This window comes from Rhizobium sp. BK312, from assembly GCF_014193605.1.
GTDB lineage: Bacteria > Pseudomonadota > Alphaproteobacteria > Rhizobiales > Rhizobiaceae > Rhizobium.
On sequence record NZ_JACHZP010000001.1, the window covers coordinates 627,829 to 650,551 of the forward strand.

Sequence of the window (22,723 nt, forward strand, 5' to 3'; positions counted from 1 at the left end):
TAACCCGCTGCGTTCTAAGCTTGATCGCAAATTATGTCCAGTCTTGGCAAGGGGTCAGGGCACAATGTCGCGGCAAAACTGCGTTAATGCGTCGCAAGGCCGGAGCTCGATCATCCCCTTCTCCGCGGAGAGAAGTTAAGCACATGAAAAACTAGGGAATTCCGCAGCATTTTTCTCTGGCGCGACGCAAAATAAGCGATCAGCACAATACCGCACAGCGACAAAAATAATGAAAATTCCTCGAAACTCCGATCTCAACCTCTCCTTTCTCACCTGAACGCAGACCGAATTTCGTGCGCGATTCATCAGTGAACGCCATATTCCCTGCAACCCTACAAGAACTGTAAAACGGAGCGGGATCGACCGGTCAAGTTGCCAACGGTCGTGAGCGACGCATTGAGCGTCGAGCGCGAAATGCCGGTTGAACTGCAATTTCATTCAAGACCGGAAAACGCGATGCCTCGATATTGCCGCAAGCGATTATCGAGTGAGAGTCATGCACACTACACAAGCCGACGCCATGTATCGACAGCATCTGTGGTCGCTCGACACCTTGCCCGCGACAAGCCTACCAGACGGATATTTCACCGCGCGAAATCGTGTCGCATGAACATCGAGTTTCTGATCACGACCCTCATCATCGTCGCCTCTCCCGGCACCGGCACGATCTACACGCTTGCCGCCGGATTGTCTGGCGGCACGAGGGCGAGTGTGGTCGCCGCATTCGGCTGCACGCTTGGCATCATCCCGCATTTGCTTGCGGCGATAAGCGGCCTCGCCGCACTCCTGCACACCAGCGCCGTGGCGTTTCAAGCGCTCAAATGGCTCGGGGTGGCCTATCTGCTCTACATGGCTTGGTCGATGTTTTTGGAAAAGGGTATTTTGCGCATTGACGGCGCACCGACCGACAAGAGCACGCGACAGGTGATTGGCTCGGCAATCCTGATCAATTTGCTTAATCCCAAATTGTCGATCTTTTTCTTCGCCTTCCTGCCTCAATTCGTGACGCCGGATCAGACAAGCCCGATCATGCTGATGCTGAAGCTCAGCCTAGTCTTCATGGCGCTCACCTTCATCATCTTCGCAGCCTATGGCGTGTTCGCGGCCTACCTGCGCCGCCATATCGTCTCAAATCCGACTGTTCAGTCGTGGATGCGCCGAAGCTTCGCGACCGCATTCGGATTGCTCGCAGCGCAGCTTGCTCTGGCGAGCCGCTAATCCGCAGCATCGTCTTCCAGATTTCTTTGTTGCGTTTTGGATTTCTGAAAAATAGTCCCTCAGGAAACACAACTGGGGCACCTTGGCGCCCCAGTGGTCCGTCTCATTATTGTGCCGCCGTCTCGACCTCTTCATGGTCGGCGAGGAAACCGCCGGACTGGCGGCTCCAGAGTTCGGCATAGATGCCGCCCTGCTGGACCAGCGCCTGATGTGTGCCCATCTCGATGATCCGGCCCTTGTCGAGAACGACGAGGCGGTCCATCTCGGTCAGCGTCGACAGGCGGTGGGCGATGGCGATCACCGTCTTGCCATGCATCAGCGCGAAGAGGTTTTCCTGGATCGCCGCTTCCACTTCGGAATCGAGCGCCGATGTTGCCTCGTCGAGCACCAGGATCGGCGCGTCCTTCAGGAAGACGCGGGCGATGGCGATACGCTGCCGCTGGCCGCCTGACAATTTCACACCCCGCTCGCCGACCTGAGCGTCGAGCCCGGTGCGGCCATGCATATCCACCAGACCTTCGATGAAGTCCCAGGCATTGGCGCGCTTGGCCGCCTGGATGATGTCCTCATCGGTCGCGTCCGGACGGCCGTAGGCGATGTTGTCGCGGATCGAACGGTGCAGCAGCGAGGTGTCCTGCGTCACCACACCGATCATCGAGCGAAGGCTGTCCTGCGTGACACCCGCGATATCGTGGCCGTCGATGGTAATGCGGCCGCCCTCCAGATCGTAGAAGCGCAGCAGCAGGTTCATCAGCGTCGTCTTGCCGGCGCCGGAACGGCCGACAAGGCCGACCTTTTCGCCCGCGCGGATATCGAGGGTCAGATCCTCCATGACACCCTTCGCCTTGCCGTAATGGAAGCGAATGTGGTCGAAGCGGATCGCGCCCTGCTTGGCCACGATCGGCGATGCCGCGGGCTTGTCGACGATATCGTGCGGCTTCGTCATCATCTCCATGCCGTCATAGACGGTGCCGATGTTTTCGAAGAGCGCCGAAACTTCCCACATCACCCATTGCGACATGCCGTTGACGCGCATCGCAAGGCCGATGGCGATGGCGATGGAGCCGACCGAGATCGAGCCGCTGAGCCAGAACCAGATCGACAGAGCCGAGACGATGAACAGCGCCGCGCAGTTGTTGAAATAGACCGAGGCGTGGAACAGCGTCACCTTGCGCATCTGCTTGTGCACGGTATTGAGGAATTCCTCCATACCGGCCCTGGCATATGTCTCTTCGCGGCCCGCATGCGAGAACAGCTTCACCGTGGCGATGTTGGTGTAGCTGTCGACCACGCGGCCCGTCATCATCGAGCGCGCGTCGGCCTGCCGCGCGGCGATCTTGCGCAGCACCGGCACGAAATAGGCGACGATGGCGACATAGACGCCAAGCCAGACCAGGATCGGAATCATCAGCCGCCAGTCGGCCGCCGCGATGACGAGGATCATAGACAGGAAATAGGTGACGACGTAGACGAAGACATCGAGGATCTTCATGACCGTTTCGCGCACGGCAAGCGAGGTCTGCATCACCTTGGTGGCGACGCGGCCAGCGAACTCGTTCGCGAAAAAGGTCATGCTATGGCGCAGCAGGAAGCGGTGCATCTGCCAACGCGCGATCATCGGATAGTTGCCGAGCAGCACCTGGTGCATGATGAAGCTGTCGAGGATCGCCGCAGCCGGCAAGCCGATCAGCACCATCGCCCCCATCCAGAACAGCTTGTGCCATTCCGTCTGCAGGAAAGTCGCCTTATCCGCATGTGTCAGCCAATCGACGATATCGCCGAGGAACTGGAACAACGCGACCTCGCCGATCGCGATCGACATGGTGAGAATGCTCATGACGATCAGCCACGGCAGGGCCGGCTTGGAATAATGCCAGCAGAAGGCGAAGAGGCCACGCGGCGGCGTATCCGGCACCTCGCTTGGAAATGGATTTAGTCGGCGTTCGAACCAGCTAAACATGGAAATGCTCCAAAGACTCGACCCTTCGACCACCCACTGCGCTGAAAGATCGCAGATTCATATGGTGGCCGGGCGGTAAAACGACGAGGCCATAGTGGCCGCGTAATGACTTAAAGAAGGGGGATACTTGCGAATATGCGCCTAGTAGCGCTCTTCAAATCCGTGGGTTCACGGCACCGAGGCGCAGCATCATAAACAAGATATCCATCTGAGCCTCCTTCTTTCGCAAGTTGTAGAGCACGCGTCTTTTAGCGCGACTTTTTCTGTTTGAAAAGCGAAATATGCCTGAAAAATGGGCTAAATCCTTCAATTCTGCTGATGGGAGACATCACAGAAATGAAGGACACGCGAAAAATCTGGGACAAATCCAGGCGATTTCGCTAGTTGCAACATATGACCAAGCTCCGCATCGCCCTCTACCAACCCGATATTCCCGGCAACACTGGCACGATCCTGCGGCTTGCCGCCTGCCTCGGCCTCGGCGTCGACATTATCGAGCCGGCCGGCTTCGACATATCCGACCGCAATCTGAAGCGCGCCGGCATGGATTATCTTGCCGCCGTCACCCTGACTAGACACGTCAATTGGGAGCGCTTCGAGGCATGGAGACGGGAAAGCGGACGTCGGCTGGTTCTCGCCTCGACGAAAGCGGCACGGCGCTATACGGATTTTGCTTACCGCGAAGACGATATCCTCTTGTTCGGCCGCGAAAGCGCCGGGGTGCCGGACCACGTGCATGACAGAGCCGATGGCCGCATCCTGATCCCCATGGTCGAGGGTCAGCGCTCGATCAATGTCGCCATGTCCGCCGCCATGATTTCAGGTGAAGCACTGCGGCAAACACAATGGCCGTCGTCCTCAGCACCGAGCCTGAATGTCGCACCGGAATAGACGTTGGCACGCCGGATAAAGTGTGAGAAGCTTCGCTCTGGAATGCTCTAACTCAGGCAGCCTTGACGAGGTGACCCATGTTCCAGACGGCATTCACGCTTTCCCTTACGCAGTTCGCACGTACATTGAGCCTCCCCGAACGGCTCCAGCACTCCCCTTTGCGCAACCTTGCGCTTGAAGGCCTTCGCCAGCGCAACCTCGCTCTCGATGCGCTGTACTACGACGTCAAGGTCATTACACCCGAAGAAGCTTTCTACATCAGTGACTCGCTCGCCGCCGAAGGCGCGATCCTGATCGTGCCGCCAAGCGGTCTTGGGGCGCTCACCCTCTGCGAAACCATCGATGAATTCGTCTTGCGCGGCGGCGGTAATGCCCGGGCGCTCGCAGTCGCCGGCATCGGCGGTTCCGCGCTCGGTGCGGCCGCCTTTGCCCGCAATGTGGCCGATGCGATCGACGCACCGGTCGCGGTCGTCGTCTCAGGCTACGGCATAGCCGATGCCATCACCGAAGCCTTCGGCGGGTCGCTTTTCTTCGGTCATTTGAGGGGGCTGCGGCCGCTGCTTGAAAGCCTGGATGATCTTGCCGGCCGGCCCAAGGTTGGAGCGCAGTGCGATGGAACTGCAGCTCGCACCAGCCTGGACACCAGAACCGCGCAGGCGCTTCTAGCCGACCCCCGCCTCTCCTTCCGTCTGCTGACCGGCCACTCCAAGGGAAACCTCGTGCTGTCAGCTGCACTCCATAACCTCTGTAAACAGGGGGAAGCACGGATCATCGAGCTGGCGCGGCATGCAAAGATCGTGACGATCGGCGCACGCATCGCTATGCCGCCTGTTTTCACGGATGTCGTCGACGTCATGGGGGAATGGGACTGGTTCGGCGAGATCAACTCCCGAGCATTCATTCATGCCGATCGGCGCGTTGCGCAAGCGTGGCATCACACGAACACCGACTTGGGCGGGCATCTGCCTGTAACAACCACACTCCGGGAAATCCTTGCGGCATCGCCAATCGTCGGGAGCCCCAAAACAGCGGAACACCAGGACGAGACGCTCGGCGCGATATCCAAACCAGCAATGCCGAACACGGAGGCTCCCTTGCCTGCCGTTCCGGATGGAAGGCAAAAGGCAACAAGAGAAGCGGTCAAGAAAGCCTTCCCTGTCAGCATCGCGGCAGCAGCCCAGCCGACTGGATTCGGCGCGCCTGATGATGCGCAGTTAGCCAAGCCGCATTGAGCAATGCCGCAAGCCAATGATGTGCCGCAAGCATGCTGAAATATGCTTCGGCCTCTTCGCCCGTCGTGGCAGGCGGCTGTTTCGTCCAGTTCAATCCGCCGATGGCAGACGCCGCATGGTGAACTCGATGCGATCGCCGTCGACCTGGCGCCAGCTTTCGACTTCGGTCCAATAGGCAGCCTTGGGGAATTCGTTGAACCATTCGCGCGCCTTTTCGCGCGCTTCCGGGCGACTGAGACAAAAGGTCTCGCGAACGAATTCGCTCTTTCCACCGGCGGGATGGTCCTGCCGGTAACGGAATATTCTGTTTCTCAACCCATCCAGGGGCGGCGGTCCGGGTATCTTCATGATAAAACCTCGCCTTTGAGAGAGGGAACATAATACCGCAGTGTGAAATTTGCGAGTCGATTCTCCTGCGGCGTTGCTGCACTGGCTGCGCCGCAATCTTGCTGATATTCCAAATCACGATACATACGGTGCGAATCGCGGGCCGCCGGCTGCTCGCATCGTCGGAGAGCGTGAATGGAACGACCCAATCTTCCCAAGGGATTACCCGAGGATATTGAAGAAAAGAAGGAGGCAGCGCGACACTGGTTCGAAGGCCTGCGCGACACGATCTGCGCGGAGTTCGAGCTGCTGGAAAGCGAGCTGACCGGCCCTCTTTCCGACCAGGAACCGGGCCGCTTCATCGCCAAGGACTGGCAGCGCGACAAGGGCCAGGGCGGCGGTGGCCGCATGTCGATGATGGAGGGCCGCGTCTTCGAAAAGGTCGGCGTCCACACCTCGACAGTCTATGGCGAATTCTCTCCCGACTTTCGCAGCCAGATTCCTGGCGCCGAGGAAGATCCTCGCTTTTGGGCCTCGGGGCTCTCGCTGATCGCCCACCCCGTCAATCCGAATGTGCCGGCCGTGCATATGAACACCCGCATGGTGGTGACGACGAGCCAATGGTTCGGCGGCGGCGCCGACCTGACGCCAGTGCTCGATCGCCGCCGCACCCAGGAAGATCCGGACAGCGCCCTCTTCCATCGCGCCATGCAGATCGTCTGCGATCGTCATGCCATCGCCGACTATCAACGATACAAGAGCTGGTGCGACGAATATTTCTTCCTGAAGCACCGCAACGAGCCGCGCGGCATCGGCGGCATCTTCTTCGACTGGCTGCATTCGACAGAGGAAGCCGGTGGCTGGAACGCGGATTTCGCCTTCACGCGCGACGTCGGCCGCGCCTTCGCGATGGTCTATCCGCGCATCGTCCGATCCAATTTCAACGAAACATGGACGGAAGAAGACCGCGACGAGCAATTAATTCGCCGCGGACGTTATGTGGAGTTCAATTTGCTCTACGATAGGGGTACAATATTCGGGTTGAAGACAGGCGGTAACGTCGAGTCGATCCTATCGTCTCTGCCGCCGGTGGTGCGTTGGCCTTGAGGCGTGTCGCGTAAGCTGGGCGGCAATTTTGCGATCGCGGCATGCGGGAAACTTCAAGCGCAACAAACGATTGAAAGATCGCGATGCGCTTGGATGTTCAACATTAAATGATCGGACAACGCCCTGAAATCAGCGGGAGGAGTGCCTAAGTGACCTAATGCTCGTTCAATCGGAGGAGGTTGTAATGGCAGCAGAGAAACAAGTCACGGAAGCTTCGAAGGAACAGAAACTATCGCGCACCGTCGATAGTCCGGAGTTCATCATCCGACTGGCAGAGGATATGCGGACCCGCAGTGGATCCGATCTACCGCTCTCCTGCTTCCTGGAGCAGGTGAGGATGCAGCTGGCGGGCAAATCTCCAAGCGATATCGCCCGCTTCGCGGCCGATCGTTCGGCCAAGCAGGCGCCTATCACACGATATCAATCCTCGGATTGCTTCAAATCCTGGGCAATGCCGGATTAATGTCCGGAAGGCCGCCACCGGCAAGCGGAAGGCTTGCCGAACGGCAGAAACCTTTTCTCGTTCGTTGCGTTTAGGCCTTCAGGTCCTTTGTAGGGCGAGAATCCGTTGAAAGATGAGGAGGAAGATATGCGACTGTTCGAATGTGGTACGCTCGTGCCCGGCTGCGCCTGGCACACCCGCGCCAAGGATGACGCCGAGGTGGTGCGCCGCGCGGTCGAGCACATGCGCGAAGCGCATGGCGAAACCATCATCCGCGAAAACATGGTCGACAATATCAAGGCCCGGATTCGCGACGAGGCCAACGCGGCCTGATTGGCGGGCCTGCCGCTAATCAGGCCTCATTATCAGGCATTGGCCAAATCCTTGAGTCGGGCGAGAAGGCTCGCCCGGTTCATCGCAAAATTCGCGTCAAGCCACTCCTGCTCGAGTTTGCCGAGAAGCTCGCCCACGCGCGGCCCGGCACCGACGCCCGCGGCAAGCGCATCCGCGCCATTAAGCGGGAAAGCAGGCTTCTTCCAGTTTGCCGTTCGTTCCAGCAATTTCCCAAGCCGCGCCACGCGCGCCATTTCCTCGAAATCGCCCTCCGCCTTGCTGCGGGCAACGGCCAGCGCGAGCTTCAGGCGAACCGCAACGCCGGTTTGATCATGGCGATAAAGCAGGCGATCGAAGGCCACTTCCGAGATGTCGTCCTTGACGATCGGCGCATTCGCCCAAGCCTGCAGATAGGCGCCTTCCGCTTTCGAGAGGCGCAGCCGCTCGGCAAGCTTGGCAAGCCTTGCCGCATCGGGCGGTGCGATGGCAGCAAGGCGAAGCAGAGCCTCCGCCGGCCAACCGAGAGCCTGTTCGGCGGCGATCAGTCCGGGAATGGCGTCGATCCCCCATTTCTCGGTTTCCGGCAGCACTTCGGTCAAAATGCCGATCTGGCGCATCCAGAGCAGCGCCCTGCCCGGGTCAGGAGCCGCCAGCAGCTTCTTCATTTCCGACCAGACACGCTCGGCTGAGAGCGTCGAAATCTTTGATTTTGCAGCAGCACAGGCGCGCAAGCCCTCCGCATCGGGGCGGCCGGTGCCGTAATAGGCGAAAAAGCGGAAGAAGCGCAGGATGCGCAAATGATCCTCGGCAATCCGCGTCGCGGCATCGCCGATGAAGCGGATATTGCGGCGCTCCAGATCGGCCAGCCCTCCGACGAGATCCATGACCTCGCCATCGGCAGATGCATAAAGCGCATTGATCGTCAGGTCCCGCCGCTCGGCATCAGCCTGCCAATCCCGGCTGAAGGCCACTACGGCACGGCGCCCGTCGGTTTCAACGTCGCGTCGCAACGTGGTGATTTCGAACGGCTTTCCATCGATGACCAAGGTGACCGTGCCATGCGCGATGCCGGTCGGCACCGCCTTGATTCCGGCGCCCTCGGCCCTTTCGACGACGGTTTCAGGCAACAGCGTCGTTGCTATATCGATATCGGCGACGGGCAGCCCCATCAAGCTGTTGCGGACGGCACCACCGACCACACGCCCCTCGCCGCCATCGGCATCGAGCAGCGCTAGCACCCGCTGCAATGCCTCATCGCGAAACCAGGCCTCATCGGCAACGGACGTCATCTATAGAGCCTTTCATAAAGTGTGCGGACGATACCCGCAGTAATGCCCCAGATCATGCGCTGCCCATAGGGCATGCGATAGAAATGGCGTTCAGTCCCCTGCCAGAGCATCGTGTCGGTCACGTGATGGTGGGGGTCCATCAGGAAGGAGAGCGGCACCTCGAAGGCATCCTCCACCTCGGTTGGATTGAGGGTCAGATGAAAACCGGGTTTTACCACGGCAAGAATGGGTGTGATGCGAAAGCCGGTCGCCGCCAGATAATGCGGCAGCCGCGCCACCGGCTCGATGAAGATGTCGGCAAGCCCGATTTCCTCCCCCGCTTCGCGCATCGCCGCCATCTCCGGCGACGCGTCTTCCGGATCGATGGCCCCGCCCGGAAAGGCGATCTGGCCGGAATGCTTGCGGAGCGTCGATGTCCGGAGCGTAAAAATGACCCTGGCATCGTCGCCGCTGTCGACGACGGGCACAAGCACCGCGGCATCCTTGAGCTTCAGGTCCGCCACCTGCGATATGGTCTCGGGATTGAGGAGATGATCGCCGTGATCGCGCCAGGCAAGCTCCACCGGCCCACCACTCTGATGAAGGGCGCGACGGCGGAACTCGTCCGCAGAATAAAGAGGGAATTCATTCATCGAGTAAGCGCATCCAATTCGGCAACCGGCATGACCGGAAAGATGGAGCTGCCGGAACGCACGCAGAAGATCTCTCGTCCGGCAATCACGACGGGTTCACCAAGCTCGATGAGATCGTACATGACCGCACGCGTCACCAGAGCCTCGAGCCGCCCGCGGACATGCAGATAAGGCTTCAGCTCGTCGTTCTCGCCGCGTATGACGAAGCGGATCGGATGATCTCTGCCAGCCTCGACGACATCGCCAACATTCGTGCGGAAGGTCAGCACCCGTCTGCCCTCACGCTCCGTCACGCTCATCTCGACGGCCACGAACGGCGCGTCGACGACGCGAATGCCCACCTTTTCCACAGGCGTGACGAGATAGGTCTTTCCATCCTCGTCCTTGCGCAGAACTGTGGAAAACAGCCGCACCAGCGGCGCGCGGCCGATCGGTGTGCCAAGATAGAACCAGGTGCCGTCAGCGCGGATCTCCATGTCGATATCGCCGCAGAATGGCGGATTCCAGCGATCGACTGGCGGCAGCCCCTTCTTGGAGCCGCCGCTATCGCCTGCCGCGCGCGAAATCAGCGCCGCGAGGCTTGCGGCATCGCCCGTTGTCCTGATTTCCTCGGTTGCCATTCTTCTGTCCCGGTTGGTCGTTAGTCAGGAATATGACAGTTCTCACGAGATAGTCATTTGAAACGTGCTTGTCAGCTATCTTGCTGGCGATAAGTTGTATTGATTATGAGGCAAATGTGTAACGTCTGCGAATCACGCGCACCGTTTTTCTGCCATTGGAGACGCAAATGGGCATGATCAAATCGACCGAAACGAGCCTCGATGAGCAGGCCATCATCGCCTCAGCCGAAAAGGCACTGGGCGATATCGCCCGCGTCCGCGAAGAGGTGTCGAAGGTCATCTTCGGCCAGGAAAGCGTCGTGGAAAACACGCTTCTGGCCGTGCTTGCCGGCGGTCATGCCCTGCTGGTCGGCGTGCCGGGTCTTGCCAAGACGAAGCTCGTGACCACGCTCGGCGCAGTCCTCGGCCTTGCCTCCAACCGTGTGCAGTTCACGCCGGACCTGATGCCCTCCGATATTCTTGGCTCCGAAGTCATGGACCAGGATGAAACCGGCCGCCGCTCTTTCCGGTTCGTCAAGGGTCCGGTTTTCGCGCAATTGCTGATGGCCGACGAAATCAACCGCGCCTCACCGCGCACACAGTCCGCCCTTCTGCAGTCCATGCAGGAATATCACGTCACCATCGCCGGCCAGCGTTATGACCTACCCGCTCCCTTCCACGTTCTCGCAACACAGAACCCGCTGGAGCAGGAAGGCACCTATCCGCTGCCGGAAGCCCAGCTCGACCGTTTCCTGCTGCAGGTCGATGTCGATTATCCCGAACTTGCCGACGAGCGCCGCATCCTGCTCGAAACCACAGGCTTGAGCGAAGTGACGCCGCAGGCTGTCATCGACGCCGAACGCTTGCTGGAAATCCAGCAGCTCATCCGCCAGATGCCCGTCAGCGATGGCGTTGTCGATGCGATCCTGTCACTCGTGCGCTCTGCCCGCCCGGGCCAGGGCAATGCCTCCACAGACAAGCATGTCGCCTGGGGTCCAGGCCCGCGTGCCGGCCAGGCGATGATGCTCTGCGCCCGTGCCCGCGCCCTTTACGAAGGCCGGCTTGCCCCGTCGATCGACGACATTCATGCACTTGCCGAGCCAGTATTGGAACATCGCATGGCGCTGACTTTTGCAGCCCGCGCCGAAGGCATGTCCGTGCGCGATGTCATTTCAGGGCTGGTCAAGCAGTCCAAGTCGTAACCCGGGTGTCGAGGAGAGTATAGCGCGTGGCATCCATCGGACAGACCGTCAGACCCACCTCAGGCAATGATGCCCTCTCCCGAGCCCGCAGCCGTGCCGCCCTCGTGCCGGATTGCCTCGTCGAAGCCAAGCGCATCGCCAACACGGTCATTGCCGGATGGCACGGTCGGCGCAAGCGCGGCATCGGCGAGAATTTCTGGCAGTTCCGCCCCTATACGGAAGGTGAAAGCCTGTCGCGCATCGACTGGCGGCGCTCGGCCCGCGACGATCATACCTATATCCGCGATCATGAATGGGAAGCCGCCCACACGATCTGGCTCTGGGCCGATCTCTCGCCATCCATGATGTATAAATCGACCTACGGCCATGTGTCCAAGGAGGGTCGCGCGCTCGTCCTCATGCTGGCGCTGGCGGAAATTCTGTCCCGCTCCGGTGAGCGCATCGGCTGCCCCGGCATCATGGAACCGGTTTCGACCCGCAATGCTGCCGAGCGCCTGGCCGCGGCGCTGATGCACACGCCGCTCGAGGGCGGCCTGCCGCAGACGGCGATGATCCGCGGCTGGAGCGATATCGTGCTGATCGGCGACTTTCTCGACGATGCCGATAGCGTCATGGGCAGGATCGGCCCCTTGGCCCGCCGTGGCTTGCGCGGCCATGTGATCGAGGTTGCCGACCCCGCCGAAGAACTCTTCCCCTATAGCGGGCGCACCGAGTTCAGCGACCCAGAAACGGGCTCGAAGCTGATCGCCGGCCGCGCGGAAAACCTGCGTGACGATTATCAGCGCGCCTATCTCGCGCGGCGCGAAAATCTCGGCCAGTCGCTGCGTCATCTCGGCTGGACCTTCGTCAGCCACCGCACGGACCGGCTGGCTTCCGAAGCCCTGGTCGCCGTTCATATGTATCTCTCAGGCATGCCCGCGAGGGTCGCGTCAGGAGGCCAGCCTTGAGCGGCCTCTCCTTTGCATTCGCTTCGCCGGCCATCTTGGCAGCGCTCATTCTGCTTCCCGCGATCTGGTGGCTGCTGCGCTTGACGCCGCCGCAGCCGCGCACCGAAGTGTTCCCGCCGCTGCGCATTCTGGCGAGCATCCTCAAGCGCGAGGAGACGCCGGCCCGCAGCCCTTGGTGGCTGACGCTGCTGCGCATGCTGCTTGCCGCCCTCGTCATTCTCGCCATCGCCAATCCCATGTTCAATCCGCGCACCAATACGCTCTCGAGCGGCGGCCCGCTGGTGCTGATGATCGACAATAGCTGGGCGAGCGTCTCCGACTGGGAACGCCGCGTGCGCACGGCCGACGCTCTGATCGACGATGCCGACGCCAAGGGCATTCCCGTTTCGATCGCCTTCACCGCCGAACAGGGCAACGACGCGACGCCGGGCGCGGCGACATCGGCCCGCGACAAGCTGCATGCGATGAACCCAAGACCGCTGGTGCCGGATCGGCAACGCACCGCCGATGCCGTCAAGGCGGCGCTGAACGGCAGCAAGGCCGGCACCATCGCGTTCATCTCCGACGGTGTCGAGAGCAAGGACAAGGACGATATCGTCAGCCGCCTTGCTGCGCTGCAGCCAAGCGAGCTGCGGCTCATCGAGGGCGATGGCCACGATATCATGGCACTCACCGGCGCAGCCAATACCGCCAGCAACATGACCGTCACGGCAACACGGCTGGACGGTAGCGGCCCGATGCGCCTCGGGCTGACGGCACAGGACAATCAGGGACGGCCGATCGCCGCCGGTTCGCTTGATTTCGCGGGCGGCCAGACGGTTGCGACCGGCTCTATCGCCGCGCCCTTCGAAATGCGCAATGATTTCGCCCGCATCAGCATCGACCGTCAGGCCAGCGCCGGCAGCGTATACCTATTGGACGACGGTTTTCGCCGCCGCCGCGTGGCGCTCCTCTCGGGTCAGGCCGCCGACGAATTCCAGCCGATCCTGTCGCCACTCTATTATATCCAGCGCGCGCTTCAGCCCTATGCCGATCTGACTCAGCCCAACAGCGCCGATCTGGCGAAGTCGATCCCGCAACTGCTCGCGGGCAATCCCTCCGTCATCATCATGGCCGATGTCGGCCGCCTGCCGCAGGAAACCTATGCGCCGCTGCAGAAGTGGATCGAGAATGGCGGTACGCTTGTCCGCTTTGCCGGCCCGCGCCTTGCCGCGGCACCCGCCGACGATCCTTTGGTCCCGGTCACATTGCGGCAGGGCGAGCGCACGTTCGGCGGCGCCCTTTCCTGGGCCGAACCGCAGCCGCTTGCCGATTTTCCGTCGTTCGGTCCCTTCGCTGGCATGCCGAAGCCGAACAATGTCCTGATCAAGCGGCAGGTCCTGGCCGAGCCGACACCGGATCTGGCTGAGCGCACCTGGGCAAGCCTTGCCGATGGCACGCCGCTCGTCACGGAAAAGCAGATGCAGGCAGGCCGCATCGTGCTCTTCCACGTCAGTGCCGAGCCGCAATGGTCCGATCTGCCGATATCAGGCGATTTCGTCGAGATGCTGCGCCGTATCGTCCAGCTCTCGCGCGCCGGTGGCGTCGCGTCGGGACAAGGAGCTGCCAAGGCAAGCGAAGCGATGCCGCCCTACCGGCTCTTGACCGCCAAGGGCGTGTTGACCAGCGAGATCGGCAGTGCCCGCCCGCTGGAACCAAACAACAAGGGAGCCGCAGTCGCAAGCTTCGACAACCCGCCCGGCCTCTATGGTTCCGAAGAGGGCTTCAGCGCGCTCAATACCCTGCCGAGCGGCACAGCGCTCAAGCCGCTGGATGCCTCGGCAGCTGGTGCGGTCGCACGCGAGGGCCTGATCGGCGGCGAGGCCTGGTCGGCAAAGCCGATCCTCTTCACCCTCGCCTTCCTCCTCCTACTGGCGGACAGCATCATCGTGCTGTTTATGAACGGCGCCTTTCCGCGCCTGGGCAGATCGGCAAAGACGATCGCGGGTGGTGCGGCAATGCTGCTGCTGGCCGTCTCGCTCGCCATTTTCTTACATCCGGTAAGCGTCCTGGCCGACGATTCCAAACCGGGCGACGACACCATCTTCTCGCGGCTGGACAAGACACACCTTGCCTACGTCGTGACAGGAGAAACCGACGTCGATCACATTTCGGAGCGCGGGCTTGCGGGACTCTCCGACTATCTCACCTATCGCACGACGCTCGAACCCGGCCCGCCGGTCGGTGTGGATCTTGCAAAGGATGAACTCGCCTTTTATCCGCTGATCTATTGGCCGATTTCTGCAACCGCACCCATGCCGTCTAATGACGCCATCAATCGCATCGACGCCTATATGCGCAATGGCGGCACCGTGCTCTTCGACACCCGCGACGCCATCGATACGATGGGCGACACCTCGTCGCCAAGCCTGAACGGTCAGCGGCTGCAGCAAATCCTCGCCAATCTCGACATCCCTCCCCTGGAGCCGGTGCCTGCGGGCCATGTGCTGACCAAGTCCTTCTATCTGCTGTCGAGCTTCCCCGGGCGCTATGCAGACAGCCCGCTCTGGGTGGAGGCACGCCAGGATTCGCGTCGCGATGCGAATGCGGTCGCGACCTCCGACGGGGTGACTCCGATCATGATCACCGGCAATGATTTTGCCGGCGCCTGGGCCGTGGCCGACAATGGCTCGCCGCTGCTGCCGACCGTGCCTCCGGACGAGACCCAGCGCGAATATGCCTACCGCACGGGCGTCAACATCATGATGTACATGCTGACCGGAAATTATAAGTCCGATCAGGTCCACGTTCCCGATATCCTGCAGCGCTTGGGGCAATAATATGAATATCGGCTTTGCCCCCTTCCTTCCCTGGCCCGTGCTTGCCGCTTTGGCGGTGCTGACGCTCGCCATCGCGGCGCTCGCAATCTACAGGCGCCTGCGGGGCGGCTGGATTCGCGCTCTGGCGGGCATCGCTCTGCTTGCGGCACTCGCCAACCCGGTGCTGATGCAGGAAGATAGGGATCAGCTATCGACGATCGTTCCCGTCGTCGTTGACCGCAGCCTCAGCCAGCAGACGCCGGAACGTACCAAAATGACGGACGAAGCCCTGGCGATGCTCAAGGATCGGCTGGCCCAATTTCCCCGCATTGAGCCGCGCATTGTGGAATTCCGCGATCCGGCGGAATCGGAATCACCGTCGACACGGCTTTTCTCTGCGTTATCCTCGTCGATCGCGGACGTGCCACCGGCCCGTATCGGCGGTGCCATCTTTCTGAGCGATGGCCAGATCCATGATATCCCCGGTGTCAATCAGCAGCTCGGCTTCGACGCGCCCGTCCACGGGCTGATCACAGGCAAGCCGGACGAATTCGATCGCCGCATAGAGATCGTGCGCGCCCCGCGCTTCGGCATCGTCAATGATGAACAGCAGCTGGTCTTTCGCGTCGTTGACGACGGCAAGAGCCCTGGCGGTACCGCAGCAGTCACAGTCAAGATGAATGGCGACGAGATTGCCACACTGCAGGCCACGCCCGGCCAGGATACACCCTTCAGCTTCAAGGTGCCGCGCGCCGGCAACAATGTCCTCGAATTTGCAGTCGCCGAAGTGCCTGGCGAAGTCACCGGCATCAACAATCAGACGGTCCAAGTGATCGAAGGCATCCGTCAGAACATGCGCGTTCTCCTCGTTTCGGGTGAACCGCATGCCGGCGAACGTGCCTGGCGCAACCTTTTGAAATCGGACGCATCGGTCGATCTCGTGCATTTCACCATCCTGCGTCCGCCGGACAAGCAGGACGGCACGCCGATCAATGAGCTGTCGCTGATCGCCTTTCCCACACGCGAGCTCTTCGTCGATAAGATCAATTCTTTCGACCTGATCATCTTTGACCGCTATCAGGACCGTCAGAACGTCCTGCCGACGATCTATTATGATTACATGGCTCAATATGTCGAAAATGGCGGCGCCTTGCTTGTCGCGGCCGGCCCCGAACATGCCGGCGGCAGCTCGATCGCTCTGACGCCGCTTGCCTCGGTCCTGCCGGCCGAGCCGACGGGCCAGATGATCGAGAAAGCTTTCTATCCGCGCCTGTCGGACCAGGGCAAGAAACACCCCGTCACGCGGGGGCTGGACGGCTCCGAAACCGAGCCACCGCATTGGGGCCGCTGGTTCCGCAGCGTGGATGTGGAGAGGCCGCAAGGCCAGACGGTGATGGTCGGCGCCGATAGCAGTCCCCTGTTGGTGCTGAACCGCGTCGGCCAGGGTCGTGTCGCCATGCTGCTCTCCGACGAAGGCTGGCTGTGGGCGCGCGGTTTCGAAGGCGGCGGCCCGCATGTGTCGCTCTACCGTCGCATTGCCCATTGGCTGCTGAAGGAGCCGTCGCTGGAAGAAGAAGCCCTGACCGCCAATGCCGCCGGGCGCACGCTGCAGGTAACGCGCCAGACGATCGGCAACGATCCCGGTCCCGCCACGATCAAAACGCCATCGGGCAAGACGGACACCCTGCCGCTGAAGCAGACGCAGCCAGGTCTCTATCAGGCGGAGAAGCATATGGGCGAGATCGGCCTCTACCAGATCGCCAGCGGCAATCTGTCGACGCTGGTCCATATCGGCGCCATCGACGCTCCGGAATTCAAGGCCATGATCTCGACCACCGAAACACTGAAACCGCTCGCACAGAAGACCAAGGGTCTCGTTACCCGCGTTGCCGGTGCAAATGGCGGCGTGACGGTGCCGCAGGTTCTGCCGGTTCGCGGCGCCGTTCGCGTCGCCGACGGTCAGCGCCTGACCATCCGCATGACCGACGAAACCGTGCTGAAGGGGATCAATACCCTGCCCTTGTTTGCAGGCTTTGCCGGTCTCGCCGCCCTCCTCTTTGCTTTCTCCGCCACGTGGTGGCGCGAAGGACGGTGACCATGAAGATCGACGTGACCGATACGCCATCGGAAAGCGACCTTGCGGCTATCAGCGAAGGATTGACGGCGTTCAACACCGCGGACGTCGGGCCATCCGCTCGGCAATCCCTGGCTGTTCTGATCCGCGACGATACGGGCAAGACCATCGGCGGCATATCCGGCTATACCGCCTGGGGGTGGCTGTTCACGCAATGGCTTTTCGTGCCGGAAAGCCTGCGCGGCCAGGGCATGGCCGGAAAGCTTCTGGACGCGGCGGAAGCGGAAGCAAGCGCGCGTGGCTGTTTCGGCGCGTGGATCGATACCTTCAATCCACAGGCGCTGAAAGCCTATCAGCGGCAGGGTTATGCCGTCTTCGGCGAATTGCCGGATTTCCCGGCCGGTCGCAGCCGGTTCTTTCTGCAGAAGAAATTGTCGCCCCGCTGAGATTCGAGCGGGGCAATCTTTCGATGATGACGCCTTAGACGGCAATCGCCGTGAGCTGCACGACATCGTCCAGATCGTCGTCATCGTCTTCCACAGCTGCAGTGGAATCATCGCGCCATGCGATCGAGCCTTGCAGCCGCGCATGCGTGTCTGCGGCGATCGGCACCACCAGCACCCGGTTGGGATCGACAGGCCCCGGGAAGGTCAGTGCGTTGTAGGCAACCTTTTCGAAACCGAGCGGGCAATAATAGGGCGGATCACCGATCAGGATGACGGCTTCCGATCCCTTGCGCTGAGCAGCGGCCACCGCGATCCGCACAAGCTCGCGGCCGATCCCCTTGTTCTTGTGCGACGGACGTACGGCGAGCGGACCGAGGAGATGTCCCTTGACCGATCCGGCCAGCACCGGCGTCATCCGCACGGAGGCGATCGTTTCGCCATCATCGGCGCAGATGAAGGACAGCGAATGGTCATGCGGCCCTTGCTCGCGAATGCGAGCAGCGGCACGGGTAAACCGTCCAGGACCGAAAGCTTCTTCGTTGATGAGTTCGATTGCAGCGTCGTGCGACGCATCCTCAGTGAGGTAGACCAGATCGTGCTTGTACATTAGCCCAGACAACCAGTAGACGGACGATATTGTTCCCGAAAGCGCTCACGGAGCGTTCAAGATCATCGGCGTCGTCGCAGGCTTCTGGTTACTTTCATGACAAGGGTCCTTAAACCGTGAAAAGCCGGATAGCAGGAAATATTCGGCGCGTCCAATGCAAAATGCATCCAGTTGTTCATTCATGCAAGATCGGTCGACATCGTGTCTTTTCTCGACCTTGACGGCACCTATGACGCAGTGTTCATCATTTGCCGTCTCGAAATCCGGCGTGCATGCCGTATCTCTGGAGATAGAGTTCGGCAGTTTCCCGAAAGGATGAAGCAATGGGCATGTTGGTGGACGGCGTTTGGCATGACGTCTGGTACGATACCAAGGAGACGAAAGGCCATTTCAAGCGCGCCGCCTCGCAGTTTCGAAACTGGGTGACCGCCGATGGCAGCGCCGGCCCCACAGGCACCGGCGGCTTCAAGGCAGAGGCCGGCCGCTATCATCTCTATGTGGCACTTGCCTGCCCCTGGGCGCATCGGACCCTAATCTTCCGCAAGCTGAAGAAGCTGGAGGAGCTGATCTCCGTCTCGATCGTCGATCCGCTGATGGTTGAAAACGGCTGGGAATTCAAAGGAACGGACGGCGGTACCGTCGACCATCTCTTCGGCGCAACGAAGCTCTGGGAGGTCTACGTCAAAGCCGATCCGCATTATTCCGGCCGCGTGACCGTTCCCGTTCTATGGGACAAGCAGACCGGCACGATCGTCAACAACGAATCTGCCGAAATCATCCGCATGTTCAACACGGCCTTCGGCGGCCTGACCGGCTCCACGGCGGATTTCTATCCTACTGACTTGCGGGCCGACATCGATGCATTGAACGAGCGCGTCTACGATACCGTCAACAACGGCGTCTATAAGGCCGGCTTTGCGACGACGCAGGAAGCTTATCAGGAAAACGCGCTCCGTCTCTTCGAAACCCTCGACATGCTGGACCAACGACTGGCAACGCAGCGCTATCTATTCGGAGATCGCCTGACGGAGGCCGACTGGCGACTGTTCACGACGCTCGTCCGCTTCGATGCCGTCTATGTCGGGCATTTCAAATGCAACATCCGCCGCATCGCCGATTATGCCAACCTCTCGGCTTATCTGCGGGATCTCTATCAGGTCGCCGGCGTTGCGGAGACCGTCAATCTCGACCACATCAAGAACCACTATTATCGCAGCCACAAAACCATCAATCCGACAGGTATCGTCCCGATCGGGCCGGAACTGGATTTCGATCGCCCGCACGGGCGCGAGCGGCTTGCAAAAGTCGCCTGACCCAAGCCTCGGAGGCTACCAATAGCTGGAGGGAGCCTCCGCTCCTTCCAGCTCCTTAAGCCGGCGATAGGTTGCCTTTGTCGTGCCTGGCGGCAGCGCATCGACCGGAAAGAAGCCGCTTTCGACGATTTCGCGATCCGGTTTGCGCGGCGCGGTCTGGGTGACCTCGACGCGATAGAAGACGACGTGGTCGCGTTTGCTGGTGTGATTGTTGAAATAGACGTGAAAGAGCTGCGGCTTGCCTGAGATCACCAGATTGCCTTCCTCGCGCAGCTCCTTTTCAAGCGCCTGCTCCACAGTCTCATGGCGTTCGACGCCGCCGCCGGGCATATGCCACCCGGCGATATAGGAGTGCCGAACCAGAAAAATCCGCCCTTCGCCATCGAAGCAGGCGGCGCGCACGCCGATCGTCATGCTGCGGGTCAGCACGAAATAGACATGCAACGCGCGGCCGAACAGACGCACAGCCAAACTCTGCCTTTCGTCGCGTCGATTGTCTTCACTCATGCCTGAACCCCGGCATCGTGATTTGCAATCGGATCGAGGATGTATTTGTTTTGACAATAGAGTGGGCTATGTCTCATCCCATGTTCAAGCTCGCGCATATTTCCGATGTTCACCTTGGTCCGCTGCCACGTCTTTCGATCAGAGAACTCGCCTCCAAACGCATTACCGGATTTGTGAACTGGCACCGGAACCGGCGCAAGCATCTTTTTGGCGACACGCTTGATCTCCTTCTTGACGACATCAAGGCGAAACAGGTCGATCATCTGGCCGTAACCGGCGATCTCGTCAACCTAGCGAGCGGCATGGAGATCCAGACAGCTGCCGCATGGCTGAAGACTGTCGGCGATCCCTTTCACACATCCGTCGTTCCCGGCAACCACGATGCCTATGTGCCGGGCGCATACGAAAAGGCCATGCGCTCCTGGTATCCCTATGTCCGCGGCGACGAGGCTCCCGCCGAATGGCAGGAAGACCAGCGCATTTTCCCTTATCTGCGTATCCGCGGTCAGGTCGCTATTGTGGGATGCTCCACAGCCGTCGCCACCCCACCCTTTGCCGCAAGCGGCTTCTACTCCTCACGCCAGGCCCGCGAGACGGTGAATATACTGCGCGCAGTCGGGGATGCCGGGCTCTTTCGTGTCGTCATGATCCATCACCCGCCGATTCGCGGCGCGACTAGCTTCTACAAGCGGATGATCGGCATTCGCCGTTTCGCAGCCGTCATCTCCACCGGCGGCGCCGAACTCGTCTTGCACGGCCATACACATCTCAACACCCTGCACTGGCTGCGGGGACACATGGGTTCGGTTCCCGTCGTTGGGATCGCCTCCGCATCGCAAGGGGTCGGCGGATTGAAGCCGCGCGCTGCCTATAATCTCTTCTCCATCGCCGGCCGTCCCGGCGCCTGGGAACTGAAAGCGGAACGCTATAGCCTCAACGACAGTGGCAGCGGCGTCGACCCCGAAGGCTTCGATATTCTGGCGACCTGACGCGCTTTTTGCGTCGTCGCGCGCATCGTTTCGGTAGCGTTTTCTAAGATACGGAGCTACAATCGAAGCACTGAAATTCCGAAATAAGGGATGCATTGTGAGGAGCGACGCATGCCAGCTTTCGGAGCCTGTATCTGACCAGTTTACTGCTCCTTGGAGAGCTTGGGCCAACATTGGTGCAGTACGGGTTGGGACATTGTGGGATAGCGCATTAAGGATGACGGTCAAACGCGCGGGTGCTTTTGAAGACTTGCGAAACGGCAGGAAAATGGTTCATACCAGCACAGGACGATTATTCCGCTCACATCACCTTTCTTACGGGGAAGGCCGTCGATCGCGGAAGCAAATTGCCGATCTGACAACCTCCAACGCCTTCCTGGAACCATCATGCCAACGCCGGTAGCAGCCATCGATATCAGACGCGATCTGGTCGGTCTTCTTCCGAAGCTTCGCCGCTTTGCTGTGACGCTGACCGGCGATCTTGCCGAGGCGGACGAGCTTGTCCAAAACGTCTGTCAGCGCGGCATAGCCAAGTTCCACCTCTGGAACAGCGGCGGCAAGCTGGAAAGCTGGCTCTATACCATGGCCCGGCACCAATGGGTTGACGAAGCGCGACGTCACAAGCTGCGTCCCGCCGGCAAGGGCAATGCGCTGGAACAGGGCGATCCGGCATCACAAACCCATTTAAATCCGGTGGAAGCCGGTGAAGCGCATCGCCTGGTCACATCTTTGCCAGAAGGACTTGCCAGTGTCTTCCTGCTGGTCGATGTCGAAGGACACAGCTACAAGCAGGCGGCCGATGTTCTCGGCATCCCGTTGGCGGCGGTGACATCAAGGCTCTCCAGCGCACGCCTTTACCTCGCCTCCCAGGGTCATAGCCGCTCGTCCCGAAGGTTTTAAGCATTGCAAGATATGAAGAAAACGCCGCTCGAAGTCCGCTTGTCCGCCTTCATGGATGGCGAGACGAGCCGCGAAGAAAAAGAAGAGCTGGAAAAGCTCATTGCTTCCGACGCGGACGCCCGGCGTATTTTCGATGAGCTGAAACACGGCTCCGATGTCGGCCGCAAGGCTTTCGATGAGGTTCTGAAGGAGCCGGTACCGCTGGCGCTTGTTCGCTCCATCAAGAGCGCTCAGCCTCCGAAGACCCGAGAGCCATCTCCGCGTATTACCAGGCATTCGCTGAAACTGGCGCCGACGGGCAAGCAATCATTGGCCGCGGCCCTTATCCTGTTCGCCGTCGGCGGCGGCATCGGCTATCTTTTCGGCATGCAGCCCGCTGACGTCCCGGCGAGCCCTCCGCCGACCCCGTCACAGCTTATGACTCGCAACTGGCTGGACGATATTGCCGCCTACCACCGCATCTATGCGCGCCAGCCGCAGCATATGGTTGAGTTGCAGGCAAGCCAGTTGGACGAGATCGCCAAGTGGCTGGCAAGCACCGCCGGCGTCAAATTCAACGTTCCGGATCTCACAGCTGATGGTCTCGTCTTCCAGGGCGCGCGCATGTCCATCGCCGCCGGTAAGCCTGTCGGCCAGCTGATCTACAAGAACCTCGATGGCGATGTCGTCGCCATCTGCTTTACCAAGACGGACGGCATCGCCGACGACGATTTCAGCGAAACCATCAAGGACGATATCAGCATCGTATCCTGGCATCGCAACGGCACCACCTATGCGATCGTTGGCCCCTCCTCGAATGCGATGCTCGATCAGATCGCCAATCGGGTATCCTCGGAGATCTGACTGATATCCCATCCGTTTTGCCGCTTGCAGCCACCAGCCGGTCGATGGATAATAGGGTGCGGTAATC

The 22,723-nt window shown here is 60.6% G+C and carries 22 protein-coding genes; 15 read left to right on the forward strand and 7 right to left on the reverse strand.

Going from position 1 to position 22,723, the window contains the following annotated elements; all coding sequences use genetic code 11:
* The first annotated feature begins 606 nt into the window (after window positions 1-606).
* Entirely contained in the window at window positions 607-1,218 is a 612-nt protein-coding gene (locus FHT85_RS03045; RefSeq protein ID WP_112334308.1) for a LysE family translocator, read from the forward strand.
* 106 nt (window positions 1,219-1,324) lie between these two features.
* Here the strand turns inward: FHT85_RS03045 and FHT85_RS03050 are convergent, their stop codons facing one another.
* Window positions 1,325-3,178, reverse strand: coding sequence for an ABC transporter ATP-binding protein (locus FHT85_RS03050; protein ID WP_112411600.1), 1,854 nt, complete (start codon window positions 3,176-3,178; stop codon window positions 1,325-1,327).
* A gap of 393 nt (window positions 3,179-3,571) precedes the next feature.
* On the opposite strand from FHT85_RS03050, the gene FHT85_RS03055 reads away from it, so the two are divergent.
* The gene (locus FHT85_RS03055; RefSeq protein WP_112334306.1) at window positions 3,572-4,069 is read left to right on the forward strand and encodes a tRNA (cytidine(34)-2'-O)-methyltransferase; all 498 of its coding nucleotides are present in this window, start codon (window positions 3,572-3,574) and stop codon (window positions 4,067-4,069) included.
* 77 nt (window positions 4,070-4,146) lie between these two features.
* Complete coding sequence (locus FHT85_RS03060) at window positions 4,147-5,301, forward strand: hypothetical protein (protein ID WP_112334305.1); 1,155 nt, start codon at window positions 4,147-4,149, stop codon at window positions 5,299-5,301.
* 90 nt (window positions 5,302-5,391) lie between these two features.
* Here the strand turns inward: FHT85_RS03060 and FHT85_RS03065 are convergent, their stop codons facing one another.
* On the reverse strand, window positions 5,392-5,652 hold the full coding sequence (locus tag FHT85_RS03065; RefSeq protein WP_041677939.1) for a hypothetical protein: 261 nt from the start codon (window positions 5,650-5,652) through the stop codon (window positions 5,392-5,394).
* A 171-nt stretch (window positions 5,653-5,823) separates the two neighbouring features.
* Here FHT85_RS03065 and hemF point away from each other — a divergent pair, with 171 nt between their 5' ends.
* The 3 genes from hemF (at window position 5,824) to FHT85_RS03080 (ending at window position 7,510) form a co-directional block, all read left to right on the forward strand.
* On the forward strand, window positions 5,824-6,735 hold the full coding sequence (gene hemF / locus FHT85_RS03070; protein ID WP_112334304.1) for an oxygen-dependent coproporphyrinogen oxidase: 912 nt from the start codon (window positions 5,824-5,826) through the stop codon (window positions 6,733-6,735).
* Between the two features lie 184 nt (window positions 6,736-6,919).
* Window positions 6,920-7,198: a hypothetical protein gene (locus FHT85_RS03075; protein WP_015340633.1), complete on the forward strand. Its 279-nt coding sequence runs from the start codon at window positions 6,920-6,922 to the stop codon at window positions 7,196-7,198.
* 126 nt (window positions 7,199-7,324) lie between these two features.
* Window positions 7,325-7,510 carry a DUF1059 domain-containing protein gene (locus FHT85_RS03080; RefSeq protein ID WP_075851104.1) on the forward strand — a complete coding sequence of 62 codons (186 nt, stop codon included), beginning with the start codon at window positions 7,325-7,327 and terminating at the stop codon, window positions 7,508-7,510.
* A gap of 32 nt (window positions 7,511-7,542) precedes the next feature.
* Here FHT85_RS03080 and FHT85_RS03085 read toward each other — a convergent pair whose 3' ends face one another.
* From FHT85_RS03085 to FHT85_RS03095, 3 genes are read right to left on the reverse strand one after another with little or no spacing between them, the layout of a single operon-like run.
* A complete protein-coding gene (locus tag FHT85_RS03085) occupies window positions 7,543-8,799 on the reverse strand; it encodes a CCA tRNA nucleotidyltransferase (RefSeq protein WP_112334303.1) in 1,257 nt (418 codons plus the stop codon).
* Window positions 8,796-9,431 carry a CoA pyrophosphatase gene (locus FHT85_RS03090; protein WP_112334302.1) on the reverse strand — a complete coding sequence of 212 codons (636 nt, stop codon included), beginning with the start codon at window positions 9,429-9,431 and terminating at the stop codon, window positions 8,796-8,798. The genes FHT85_RS03085 and FHT85_RS03090 overlap by 4 nt, the downstream gene beginning before the upstream one ends.
* Window positions 9,428-10,051, reverse strand: coding sequence for a DUF1285 domain-containing protein (locus tag FHT85_RS03095; protein ID WP_112334301.1), 624 nt, complete (start codon window positions 10,049-10,051; stop codon window positions 9,428-9,430). Before FHT85_RS03095 ends, FHT85_RS03090 begins: the two co-directional genes overlap by 4 nt.
* 167 nt (window positions 10,052-10,218) lie before the next feature.
* On the opposite strand from FHT85_RS03095, the gene FHT85_RS03100 reads away from it, so the two are divergent.
* The 5 genes from FHT85_RS03100 to FHT85_RS03120 are packed head-to-tail and all read left to right on the forward strand — an operon-like array spanning window position 10,219 to window position 17,497.
* Window positions 10,219-11,232 carry an AAA family ATPase gene (locus FHT85_RS03100; protein WP_112334300.1) on the forward strand — a complete coding sequence of 338 codons (1,014 nt, stop codon included), beginning with the start codon at window positions 10,219-10,221 and terminating at the stop codon, window positions 11,230-11,232.
* A 26-nt stretch (window positions 11,233-11,258) separates the two neighbouring features.
* A complete protein-coding gene (locus tag FHT85_RS03105) occupies window positions 11,259-12,179 on the forward strand; it encodes a DUF58 domain-containing protein (protein WP_112411599.1) in 921 nt (306 codons plus the stop codon).
* Entirely contained in the window at window positions 12,176-14,998 is a 2,823-nt protein-coding gene (locus FHT85_RS03110) for a DUF4159 domain-containing protein (protein WP_112411598.1), read from the forward strand. Before FHT85_RS03105 ends, FHT85_RS03110 begins: the two co-directional genes overlap by 4 nt.
* A gap of 1 nt (window position 14,999) precedes the next feature.
* Entirely contained in the window at window positions 15,000-17,072 is a 2,073-nt protein-coding gene (locus tag FHT85_RS03115; RefSeq protein WP_112399101.1) for a hypothetical protein, read from the forward strand.
* 2 nt (window positions 17,073-17,074) lie between these two features.
* On the forward strand, window positions 17,075-17,497 hold the full coding sequence (locus FHT85_RS03120; protein WP_112334296.1) for a GNAT family N-acetyltransferase: 423 nt from the start codon (window positions 17,075-17,077) through the stop codon (window positions 17,495-17,497).
* A gap of 34 nt (window positions 17,498-17,531) precedes the next feature.
* Here the strand turns inward: FHT85_RS03120 and FHT85_RS03125 are convergent, their stop codons facing one another.
* A complete protein-coding gene (locus tag FHT85_RS03125; RefSeq protein WP_112334295.1) occupies window positions 17,532-18,104 on the reverse strand; it encodes a GNAT family N-acetyltransferase in 573 nt (190 codons plus the stop codon).
* 323 nt (window positions 18,105-18,427) lie between these two features.
* Here FHT85_RS03125 and FHT85_RS03130 point away from each other — a divergent pair, with 323 nt between their 5' ends.
* Window positions 18,428-19,417, forward strand: a complete 990-nt coding sequence (locus FHT85_RS03130) for a glutathione S-transferase family protein (protein ID WP_112411597.1) — start codon at window positions 18,428-18,430, stop codon at window positions 19,415-19,417.
* Between the two features lie 15 nt (window positions 19,418-19,432).
* On the opposite strand, the gene FHT85_RS03135 is transcribed toward FHT85_RS03130, so the two are convergent.
* Window positions 19,433-19,924 carry an NUDIX domain-containing protein gene (locus tag FHT85_RS03135; RefSeq protein WP_112399104.1) on the reverse strand — a complete coding sequence of 164 codons (492 nt, stop codon included), beginning with the start codon at window positions 19,922-19,924 and terminating at the stop codon, window positions 19,433-19,435.
* A 50-nt stretch (window positions 19,925-19,974) separates the two neighbouring features.
* Between FHT85_RS03135 and FHT85_RS03140 the strand changes: the two genes are divergently transcribed.
* The 3 genes from FHT85_RS03140 (at window position 19,975) to FHT85_RS03150 (ending at window position 22,656) form a co-directional block, all read left to right on the forward strand.
* Window positions 19,975-20,913, forward strand: coding sequence for a metallophosphoesterase family protein (locus FHT85_RS03140; protein WP_112411745.1), 939 nt, complete (start codon window positions 19,975-19,977; stop codon window positions 20,911-20,913).
* Between the two features lie 387 nt (window positions 20,914-21,300).
* Entirely contained in the window at window positions 21,301-21,813 is a 513-nt protein-coding gene (locus tag FHT85_RS03145; protein ID WP_112334292.1) for an RNA polymerase sigma factor, read from the forward strand.
* A gap of 3 nt (window positions 21,814-21,816) precedes the next feature.
* Window positions 21,817-22,656 carry an anti-sigma factor gene (locus tag FHT85_RS03150; protein WP_181476083.1) on the forward strand — a complete coding sequence of 280 codons (840 nt, stop codon included), beginning with the start codon at window positions 21,817-21,819 and terminating at the stop codon, window positions 22,654-22,656.
* The last annotated feature ends 67 nt before the right edge of the window (window positions 22,657-22,723 follow it).